Source organism: Pedobacter sp. 01T416_2, from assembly GCF_056398925.1.
This window is the reverse complement of record NZ_JBFTQI010000111.1, coordinates 1-10,717: the sequence shown is the minus strand read 5'-3', so window position 1 is coordinate 10,717 and position 10,717 is coordinate 1. Positions and strand designations below refer to the sequence as shown.

Genomic DNA, 10,717 nt, shown 5'->3' with positions numbered 1-10,717 from the left:
TTTGGTACACCAATGCGCCACTATTGGCGAACGATGGAAAAATAGCATTTGTTTTTCCGGGTTTAGATGGACTTGCAGGTGGCGAAATCAAATCGGTAGCCGATTATTTCAACATCAGTATCGACGAAAACGAAAAACAGGACGGTCTTTTAAGCGAGGCCCTGAACACACTCAATAAAAGCAGTGTTTTAGATCAGGCTTTAAAACAATTGGGCATTAAATCTGATATGAATGCAGGGCACAGCCTTGGCGAATGGCTTGCAGCAAGATCTTCAGAACTGGCAGAAGAAAGTTCGGTAATGAATTTACTGAATGTGCTTAACCCCGAAACTTTTGAACTGAAAGATTCGCGTTTTATTGCCGTGGGCTGCGGTTTAGACACCCTTCAACCCATAATCGAAAGCATTCCCGATTTATATCTTTCTAACGATAATTGCCCGCAACAGGTCATCCTTTGCGGCAGCAAAATAGCACTCGATGAACTGGTTCCGATATTAAAGGTCAAACAGATCTTTCATCAAGTTTTGCCTTTCCAATCGGGTTTCCATTCTCCATTTGTAGCCGATAAACTGGGTTTGATCCTCGAGGGTATGCAGGATATGCAGTTCCGAAAAACTACTACACCGCTTTGGTCGGCCACTACTTTAGAAACTTATCCCGAAGGCTTTGAAGCCATCCGTCAGTTAAGTGCCGAACACCTGATTAAGCCGGTGCGTTTCCGCGAGCTTACCGAAAAGTTATATGCAGAGGGTGCGCGTGTTTTTATTCAGGTGGGTTCTGGTGGTTTGGTCGGCTTTATCGACGATACTTTAAGGGGAAAAGAAATCAGTACCATTAGTGCTAATGTGCCGATCCGTTCAGGCATTACGCAGTTACAAAGGGTTTTGGCAGCACTTTTTATTGAAGGAAAAGAAATTGGCCTTAATTATCTGGGCAATATCAAATCAACCCCACCGCAAAAAAATAAAGGCATTAAACTCGAACTGGGTTCGCCGATTATCCATAACCTGCAAACACTTAAAGGTTTAACCATTAAACAAGCCCAACCAACACCATCTAAAAGTTTTGTGAAGGCAAAACATCCGGTTTTACAGGCTTTTAATGAGAATGTGATGGAAATGATCAACATGCAGAGCGAAATGATCGAACTGTTCGAAAATGCAGCGTTACAAGTCGATCAGCCGAGCAACTGGGCACCCGCCAAACCAATAAAACCCGTAAGGCAATCTTTTAGCCAAAAACTTGATGTGAGCCTTGAGAACTGCCCTTACCTGATCGATCACTCCTTATTAAGGCAACCAAAAGGCTGGCCAACAATAGAAGATATGGATCCGGTAATTCCAATGACCATGATTTTTGAAGTGTTTGCTGAAATAGCCAACGCACAATCGCCCGAAGAAAAGGTACAGAAAATCATGAATATGCGGGTTTTCCAATGGATGAACGTGGTTAAACCTTTTCAGGAAACCGTAACGGGCGAATGGAAAGACGAGCAAAGGGTGTACCTCAATTTAGAACGTTTTGCCAATGCAGAAGTGCAATTAGCGACACACTTAAACCCTGTTCCAAACAGAACTTTCGATATTGGAAAACTACTGGATATTGATCGTACTGCTGCACAGATTTACGATGCGCACATGTTCCACGGACCGGATTACCAGGGCATTAAAAAACTAACTGCAGTTGGCGAAAAAGGAATTACAGGAATCATCGAAGCCTCAGGCGGAAAAGGCTCACTGCTTGATAATGCCGGTCAGCTGTTTGGCTTATGGCTTCAACTCACTTTAGAAAAAGATAGGATTGCTTTCCCTGTTAAAATTCAGGAAATAGAATTTTTCGGCGATATGGCCGATCAGAAAGGACAATTCGAATGTACCTGCGTACTTACAGAAATAAACGATGAATTTGCCACTGCCGATATCGTGATGAAAAGAGATGGCATCACCTGGCTCATTATATCAGGCTGGCAGAACCGCAGATTGGAAATAGACGAACCGCTTTGGAACGTGTCGATGTCGCCACTCCACAACCGTTTATCGGAAGAGGTTGCACCTGGCGTTTTCCTTTTCGGCAATGCTTATTCACGAGTGGTATCATGGGATTTTATCCTGAAGAGATATTTCAACCAGACGGAGAAAAAGCACCACCAAAACCTCTTACCCAATAAAAGAAGAACCTGGATGATCAGTCGTGTGGCGGCGAAAGATGCCGTTCGGAATTTATTGAATACACAGAAAAACCAGGCCTGTTACCCCATCACCTTCGAAATCTATTCGGATGAATTCCGCAAACCTTATGTTAAAGGTGGTTTAACAGATAACATCAATATCTCGATTGCACATAAAGGTACCGATGCCGTCGGCATAGCACGTTTTAACGAACCCGTTGGTATCGACATCGAACATATTGAAGAACGGAGCGCCGGTTTCTTCGATCTTGTGTTTAACGATCACGAAATGGCACTGCTCGAAAGCCGCGACAAAACAGAATGGGCAACCCGGTTCTGGGTAGCCAAAGAAGCTTATGGGAAATACCTGGGCAAAGGTTTACAAGGCAATCCCAAAGCCTATACTGTTGAGGTAATCAATGGCGAAGAACTATGCATCAATAACATCACAATCAAAACAATCAAACATAAAAACTATATCATCGGATGGACACTATAACTACGAAATTAAGCAGCGAAGAAATCTTCAACCTCATGAAACAATTTATCACCGAAGTAATCGGCGAAGAATTTGTTGAAGAAATGGATATCACCCCTGAAAGTTCTTTCACCAAAGATCTGGAAATGGATAGCATCGAAATTGTATCTTTTTCCGAAAAAATCAAAGCGCATTTTGGCGAACAGATCGATTTTACGGGCTGGTTATCTTCAATGGATTTAGATCAGCTGATCAACTTAAACTTAGGCATGATCATCTCTTATATCGAAGAATGCCAATCATAACGGTTAACGGCAAATCGGTTCACATTCAGGAGCTCAATAAAGGGGCTACTGAAACCATCGTCCTGGTTCATGGGATGTTTAGCAACCTGTCTGTCTATTATTTTAATATCGCGCCGCTATTGGCCACAAAATATCATGTGGTACTATATGACTTAAAAAGTCATGGCATGAGCGAAAAGGCTTTGGAGGGATACGATCTGGAGAGCATGACCAATGATCTGCTTGCATTAATGGAGATTTTAAACCTTCAAAAAGTGCATTTAGGTGGTTACAGTTTCGGTGGATTGATTGCTTTAAAAATGGCCATCCGCTTTCCAGAACGCATTAATAAACTGGCAATAATTGAAGCACCAGATCCGAACGACGATAAAACAAGGGGGATTATTGATGAGTACAGCCGCGAATTTTTAGAACATTACGTTGAAAATTTCACTGATACCACAAAAGTAAAAATGGGTAAAAGGCAGATGGAGCGCAACCACCGCATGTACGAGTACCTTTTTTATCAAACTTCGATTAAAACCGACATGGAACTCGAAAAAGACTTTTTTGGCAGCCCTGCAATCGAAACCATAAAACAGTCTACCCTATTGCTGTATGGCACCGATTCCAATTGCCTTAACGCAGGTAAACATTTAGACGGAATGATTAAAAATGCCTCGTTAATTGCTGTGCCGGGAGATCATAATATCCCGATACAACAACCATTGGTAATCGCCGAAGCATTGTTAAACTTCTTTCAGGAAATATAAAATTAAACACACATGGCAAAATTTGTATTTGTTGTTCCTCCGCTAACTGGCCACATTAACCCTACGCTAAGTATGGGTACAGCCTTGCTTGAAAGAGGCCACCGTGTAGGATGGATTACTTTAGATGAATCATTAAGCGATAAACTTCCTGCAGGAGGTGAGTTGTTGTTGATCAGTTACAACCAAAACGACCAACAGAAAAAAGATTCAGAAAAATACCTCGATATCATCACCAAAAAAATTGTTTACGGTATCGATAGCATCAAATTTCTGTACGAGGAAGTATTGATTCCGCTTAACAGGCACAGTTATGACGGCATTGCCGATTTACTCGATCAGTTCAAACCCGATGTGGTGATAACCGATCATCAAATGTTTGCCGGGGCAATTGCCGCAAGCAATAAAAACTATCCTTATGTTACATCTGTTACCGCACCTGCAGCCATAAAAGTAATGGACGAGCTGCCCAAAGTGCACGAATGGGAAGTAAATCAGATTGTAGCCCTGCAAAAAGAATTCGGTATAAATACCACAGATTCTATTGCCTGCTCTGATCTTGCCACTTTGGTATTTACCTCCAGAGATTTTTTTGGAGAGATGGATTTACCAGAGCATTTTAAATTTGTAGGCCCGGTTTTTAACCGTCGCAAAACTACAATTCCTTTCCACTGGGAAGCATTTCATACCAGCAAACCAAAAATACTGGTCAGCATTGGCACCACCTTCGATCATGAGCATAAAAAAGCCTTTTTTGCCAAGGTAATCGAGGCTTTCGCTAATGAAGACTTACATGTAGTTGTCGTTTCAGATCCTGCTTTATTTGAGGAATGGCCAGCCAATTTTACGGTGCAGCGCCAGGTACCACAATTAGAACTTTTGCCTCACCTCGATGCCGTGGTTTGCCATGGCGGACACAATACCGTTTGCGAAACCCTGATGAATGGCCTGCCCATGGTGGTTATTCCTATAGCATACGATCAAAGCCATGTTGCCGGACGTGTTTTCAGGGTAGGTGCCGGAGAGCGTTTAAACTTTAACCGTTTTAAAGCCAATCACCTTAAAGAAGCGGTACACAAAGTGCTGCAGAACGAAAGTTATAAAATCGCTGCAGAACGGATTAAACAATCTTTTATCCAGGCTGGCGGAACAGAAAGTGCCGCCGATTTATTGGAAGCTTTAAGCAACAAAACAYCAAACGTATTCATCAGTTAAATTATACATTATGTCAAAATTCCTTTTCGTTGTCCCGCCTTTTTTTGGCCATATCAGTCCAACTTTAAGCATTGGCGCAAGTTTATTGGCCCGTGGCCATGAAGTAAAATGGCTGGGTATTACCCCACTTGCAAAGGTACATTTACCTGAAGGCGGCGAATTTATTTACCCTGAAGAAGATCTGGCTGAGCATGCTGATGAAATACGACGCATTTTAAAACGTCAGGATGATGGCCCTGCATGTTCTGGTCCGGAGGTGATGAAGCTTGCCCTCGAAGAAACCTATGTTCCTTTTGCCAAAATGATGATGAAAGGGCTGAACAACTTTGTTGATGCCTGGAAACCTGATGTAATTATTAATGACTGCATTACCTTTGCTGGTGCATTAAGTGCACATTTAAAAGGCATACCATCTGTTACCACTACCCCGGTGCCACCAGATGTGATGGGTGATACGGCTAACAGTGCACCCAAAATATTCGAATGGCAACAAAACTTAATTAAAGGTTTACAAAGAGAAGTAGGCATATATAGCGATGATATTCACATCCATTCGCACCAATTAAATATGGTTTTCACTTCACAGGCATTTGCAGGTTTTGAAGAAAAACCACCGCACATGCATTTTGTTGGTCCGGTAAAAGGCAGGCCAAATTTAGCGCCATTTGATTGGGAACGTTTAAGTCAGGCCACCACTCCTAAAGTTTTTGTTTCGTTAGGTACTTTGCTGGTTGATATTCGTAAAGAATTTTTCCAGAAACTGATTACTGCTTTCGAAAACCAGCCTGTAACAATCGTGGCGGCAACCAATCCTGATATTTTTGAACAATGGCCTGATAATTTTATCGTAAACGGTTTTGTTCCGCAATCTGAGCTGATGCCACACATGGATGCGGTAATCTGCCATGGTGGTTTTAATACGGTAAATGATACCTTCACCAATGGTTTACCAATGTTGATTACGCCTATTGCCTACGATCATTTTCATACTGCTAAACTAATTGAGCAAGCAGGTTGTGGAGTAAGCATCCGCTACAAAAGGTTACGCATCAGCGAATTAAGAGATACCGTTTTCGAGCTTTTAGAAAACCCGAAATACCGCCAGGCCGCACTAAAAATAAGAGAAACATTTATCGAAGCTGGCGGGAATGACAAGGCGGTGCAATTGTTGGAAGATTTTGCAAAAACAGCACAGGTTGTTGAAACGGTTTAATGATTCGTTGCCCTCACGCGATCGTCATTTCGAGCGGAGTGCAACGCAGTCGAGAAATCTAACTAACATAGATCTCTCTCCCGAAAATTCGGGACTACGCTTCAGTCGAGATGACGCCTCCCGTACGATCGTCACCCTGAATTTATTTCAGGGCCTTAATAGCAGGAGAGATGCTGACCACGTAGTAGCTRCAAGACAACTGAAAACACTATTTACACTTGTAAAACGAGTTCAGCATGACGGAACGCTTAAATTCGGGATGACGAACCCCATATAATACTAAAAAATGAAAAGAAAACTATTATTTGGCGAAAGGATGTTATACGGAGATGGAAACAGTCCGTTTAACATTGTAATACCTTTCAAAATCAGGGGAGAAATTAAGGAAGATGATTTAAAGTTTGCCTTATTCAAAATCCAAAAAAAACACCCCTGGTTAACCGCCGCAATACGTTTTGATGAAGATAAAAGGCCCTGGTTTGTAACCAATCTTACCGAAACCTTTAGCATTCCAGTTCGCATTGTAGATAGATTAAACGATGAGCATTGGGAGGAGGAATCTACCTATGAATGGAAAACCGTTTTTGATGCTTCAATTGCACCACTTTGCCGCATTACATGGGTTAAAGGTAAAGACGTATCCGAATTTTTGATGGTATATCACCATTGTCTTTGCGATGGCACTTCGGCACTTTCTATTTTAACAGAATTGCTTCAGCTTTTGGATGACCCCGACACCAATATTGGGAAAGAGGTTCCAATTATGGATATAAAAGATGTGATTCCGAAAAAGGTATTAAATAGCTACCGCAACAGGGCCAAAAACGGATTAATCGGCAAAATTGCCACTTTAGCACTTTGGATCATCCCAATAAAAAAGGTAGCGGTAGAACGTAAAAAGGATTTTATGCTCCGATGGAAATTTGATCAGGAACTTACCAAGCAGATTATCCAGTTTTGCAAAGCCAATCAATTCACCGTAAATACTTTGTTGAGCGCTGCTGTTTTAACGGCATTTAAAGCGGTGAGAAAAGAAAAAGCATTTAATAAAATATCATTACCGGTTGATATCAGAAACTTTAACCCAATTATTAAAAAAGACCACATTTTTGCCTTCGGATTAATGATTGTACTTTCCCTGCTGCCAGAAAAAGACTTTATTGATAATGTTAAGGCCTTACAAAAAGATGTAAACGATAAATCAGCCAAACTTAATCCTTACAGCTTGATGATGATGATGGAAGCCTGTCACCCTGCGTTAAACAACTTCACCAATTTCTTAAAATATGGAAAATCGAGTAACGATTGTATGTTTTCCAACCTGGGAAAAATAGACATCGATTACCAATATCGAAACTTCGAAGTAGAAACCATATTCAGCCCTTCGGTAATGGGCCCCTTAGGTAACACCACCACCATGATTGCCTCCACCTACCGTAATCAAATGGATTTTACCTTTGTGGCTAGCGAAGGTTATGTTCCTTTTGTAGAAGCAGAAGCCATAAAAGAAAAAGTAATAGCTATCCTTAAAGAACAGGTTGAAAAACCAATCGAGATTTTAACTGCAACCGCATGAAAAGAAGATTAATTTTAGGCGAAAGAATAATGCATGTAGATGCCAAAACACCATTAAACTGTGTTTTTGGCGCCAAAATTTCGGGTAAAATCAGTGAAGAAAATTTGCACAGGGCAYTGTTTAAAATCCAGCAGAAACATCCACTGCTGCAAATGGATATCGATGCTACAGGCAATACACCATATTTTGTACGAAACGAAAACATCAGAAAAATACCCGTTAGGATTGCTGATCGCCCAACAGATCAAAGCTGGTTGGCTCAATCAAAAATAGAGTGGTATAAACTTTTTGACACCTCAAACGAGCCATTAGCCAGGTTAGTTTGGTTAAAAGGCGAAACCGAATCAGACCTTTTGCTCGTACTTCCACACTGTATTTGCGATGGAACTACCATTTTAAATTTAATGCGGGAACTGATGACTTTGATTGATAATCCTGAGCAAAATCTGGCTCCATATCCTTCATTTCTTTCTGTTCGCGACCTGTTACCAGAAGATTTTGTAATCAGTAAGGCGGGCCATTTTAAAGGGAAAATTTTTGCAGCGCTTGGCCGTTTGTTTTTCTTTTTTAAATCTACTTCAAACAATAACATAGACAGGAGCAATTACGCCGTTCATTGGAAAATCAGTGCAGAAGACACCAAAAACCTATTAATTAAGTGTAAGGAAGAAAACACAACCGTGCACGCAGCCATCTGCGTGGCCTTTATGGAAGCTTTTAAACATGTACAAGGAACTAAAGCCCATGGCAAAGTGATCTGCCCGGTTGATATCAGGCGGTTTGTAGAAGCCATAAAACAAGATACCATGTTTGCCTTTGCACCCATTGTAGAGTTAAAATTAGCGCAAGGCGAAAATGATTTCTGGACAAAAACCAGAGCCTTAAAAACCGATCTGGAAGCAAAAGTAGCAGAAATGAAAGTCCACGACCTGTTAAACATGAGCGAGTATTTCCATTCATCAGTAAATAAAATGATTGGTTTTTTGAAAACAACGAAGGGCACACACGATGTGACGCTCAGCAACATGGGACTTTTAAACATCCCGAAGGATTATCAGCATTTTTCGATTGAAACCATTTATAGTCCTACGGTTGCTTTCCCATGGAAAAATGCCAACACTTTAGTATGCAGCACTTTTAACGGACAGCTGGATTTCTCTTTTATGTCAAACGAATCATTTCTTCGGGAATTTGAAGCCTGGCAGATCAAAGACAGGGTAATGGAACTGATTAAGGAAAATTTAAACGAATTGGCCAATGTCTGATAAAGTGGAATACGATGAGCGGGCAAAAGTGTCGAACTGGCGAAAGTTTGTGCGCAAAAACCTGCTGATACACCTTATCCCAAACACGGCATTGAATACTATAGTGCCATATTTTGCTTTTAAAGCGCAAAATTCGGTGCATTTATTTAGTGGAGAGCAAAATCTGGCCAGGTTTTTATTGCCAATGTCGTTGCTCCTGCCCTTCATGATTACCCTTGATATTTTAAAAAAAATAAAATTACTGCAACACTCTGGCGCCATTAACTATAAGATAGACGAAAAAATTACAGGTTATCCTTTTATATTGAAAAAAGCAGGTTTAAATGGCTTGTACAGCATTTTGGTGGTATTTGCATTGATGCTCACACTGCACTTCTCTTTTCCTAAAAATCACGATTTCGGAATTACACCATCTGCTGTATGTGCGGGATTGTTGGCAGGTTTATATTCCATTACCTTTTTTTATCTCGCTATTAGAAGGTTTAGAATTGATGCAGTAACGCAATATCATTTTGAAAACGGCTGTCATTCTGAACGCAGTGAAGAATCTGCCCAATAATGGGATTACTATTCAATGTATATATTAAATCCTTACTTTACAATATAAATATCTAGTAAAATGATAGCTTTCAGCAAACTGCAAAGATTCTTATCGATAACAGATTCTAAAAATCGGTCGTCATCTCGACCGAAGCAACGCGTAATGGAGAGATCTTTGGACTATATTAAAAGATCTCTCCACTACGGTCGAGATGACGATTCTTCGCGGGCCTATCAATACGTTAAAATCCCTCATTCATGTTGGTTTTACACAATAAATTAACCCTCAGAAAGACAGTAAAACTACTCTAACCAAACCATTTGTGTAAAAGCACCATTGGTTGCAACATCCCATGCCTCTACCCTTACCCAATGCCGGCCTTTTAAATTAACTGCCCAACTGTAATCCTTTTTGCCGAAAGCCTGGGTATCGTTTAAATTAATACGGTTGCGATAAACCTTCGTTCCATCACCCGATACAATTTCGACAGAGCTTAAGGGGAATGTCCAGTTGAGTTGCATATTTATCTTTGCTTTTCCACTATTATCAATCTTCAAAGTCTCTCCCGCTCCTTTTCCATTAACATTAAAACTCGGGATCAATACCTCACCTGTCGATACAAAAAACTTCCCTTTCCGCATTACATCTAAAACAGGCTGCCAGCCATCGGCATAATTAGGTACCTTATCCAACTGCAAATAATTCACGTTTAAATGTGCATACATTTCATTTTGCTCAGTAATGGTAAAGATATCAGCCTCTGAAATAATGTGTTTTTTCAAACCCCAGTTGGCCATATCATCCATCAGGTTCAATACCCGTTTACTCAACGTTGGCAACGAAAGATCCCCTGGAATGGCCTTCCAGGCTGCGCCCATAAAAGTCTCCGATTTAAAAAAGTCTTCTTCTTTATATTTATCTGGATAACCTGTCGAAGCCTTTGTTCGGGCATGGGCAGTCCAGGCTAAGCCATGTTCTTGTTCCAATAGTTTAAGCATTTCTGCTTTATCATTAATGCGGTAAACTTTACCATATTTAGGATCGTGGGTTTCGAAAGGCTGATCGCTTTTTCTCGACATAATCCAATAAATTGGTTTAGGAAAAAATGCCAGCCAATGTCCACCATAAAAATTATTGGCTTCTTCTCCTGGTAACAATAAAAAATTTGGATCAGATAACCTTTTGGTTTGTTTAAACAAGGCATCTAG

Annotated in this window: 9 protein-coding genes; 8 read left to right on the top strand and 1 reads right to left on the bottom strand. The window is 40.7% G+C overall.

Translation table 11 applies throughout. The annotated features are described in order from the left end of the window. The 8 genes from AC1DPQ_RS07020 to AC1DPQ_RS06985 all read left to right on the top strand — a co-directional run. The coding region (locus AC1DPQ_RS07020; RefSeq protein WP_477608547.1) for a 4'-phosphopantetheinyl transferase superfamily protein at nt 1–2,666 on the top strand (2,666 nt) is incomplete at its 5' end. Nucleotides 2,667–2,701: 35 nt separating this feature from the next. Next, nucleotides 2,702–2,950, top strand: coding sequence for a phosphopantetheine-binding protein (locus tag AC1DPQ_RS07015; RefSeq protein ID WP_225876570.1), 249 nt, complete (start codon nt 2,702–2,704; stop codon nt 2,948–2,950). Further along, nucleotides 2,938–3,702, top strand: coding sequence for an alpha/beta fold hydrolase (locus tag AC1DPQ_RS07010; protein WP_477580889.1), 765 nt, complete (start codon nt 2,938–2,940; stop codon nt 3,700–3,702). The genes AC1DPQ_RS07015 and AC1DPQ_RS07010 overlap by 13 nt, the downstream gene beginning before the upstream one ends. Before the next feature lie 12 nt (nt 3,703–3,714). Further along, nucleotides 3,715–4,914, top strand: coding sequence for a glycosyltransferase (locus AC1DPQ_RS07005; protein ID WP_477608545.1), 1,200 nt, complete (start codon nt 3,715–3,717; stop codon nt 4,912–4,914). Nucleotides 4,915–4,924: 10 nt separating this feature from the next. Further along, entirely contained in the window at nt 4,925–6,127 is a 1,203-nt protein-coding gene (locus tag AC1DPQ_RS07000; protein WP_477580885.1) for a glycosyltransferase, read from the top strand. Between the two features lie 286 nt (nt 6,128–6,413). Next, nucleotides 6,414–7,703 carry a condensation domain-containing protein gene (locus AC1DPQ_RS06995; protein WP_477580883.1) on the top strand — a complete coding sequence of 430 codons (1,290 nt, stop codon included), beginning with the start codon at nt 6,414–6,416 and terminating at the stop codon, nt 7,701–7,703. Next, a complete protein-coding gene (locus AC1DPQ_RS06990) occupies nt 7,700–8,968 on the top strand; it encodes a hypothetical protein (RefSeq protein WP_477608544.1) in 1,269 nt (422 codons plus the stop codon). The genes AC1DPQ_RS06995 and AC1DPQ_RS06990 overlap by 4 nt, the downstream gene beginning before the upstream one ends. Beyond that, a complete protein-coding gene (locus AC1DPQ_RS06985) occupies nt 8,961–9,527 on the top strand; it encodes a hypothetical protein (protein WP_477608543.1) in 567 nt (188 codons plus the stop codon). Before AC1DPQ_RS06990 ends, AC1DPQ_RS06985 begins: the two co-directional genes overlap by 8 nt. Before the next feature lie 284 nt (nt 9,528–9,811). On the opposite strand, the gene AC1DPQ_RS06980 is transcribed toward AC1DPQ_RS06985, so the two are convergent. Then, nucleotides 9,812–10,717 (bottom strand): CehA/McbA family metallohydrolase domain-containing protein (locus AC1DPQ_RS06980; RefSeq protein ID WP_477608541.1); only part of this gene is annotated, 906 nt, incomplete at its 5' end.

Bases quoted from the DNA above. Each gene is read 5' to 3' on its own strand.
- AC1DPQ_RS07015 (WP_225876570.1), top strand. From the start codon at position 2,702: ATGAAACAATTTATCACCGAAGTAATCGGCGAAGAATTTGTTGAAGAA.
- AC1DPQ_RS07010 (WP_477580889.1), top strand. From the start codon at position 2,938: ATGCCAATCATAACGGTTAACGGCAAATCGGTTCACATTCAGGAGCTC.
- AC1DPQ_RS07000 (WP_477580885.1), top strand. From the start codon at position 4,925: ATGTCAAAATTCCTTTTCGTTGTCCCGCCTTTTTTTGGCCATATCAGT.
- AC1DPQ_RS06995 (WP_477580883.1), top strand. From the start codon at position 6,414: ATGAAAAGAAAACTATTATTTGGCGAAAGGATGTTATACGGAGATGGA.
- AC1DPQ_RS06985 (WP_477608543.1), top strand. From the start codon at position 8,961: ATGTCTGATAAAGTGGAATACGATGAGCGGGCAAAAGTGTCGAACTGG.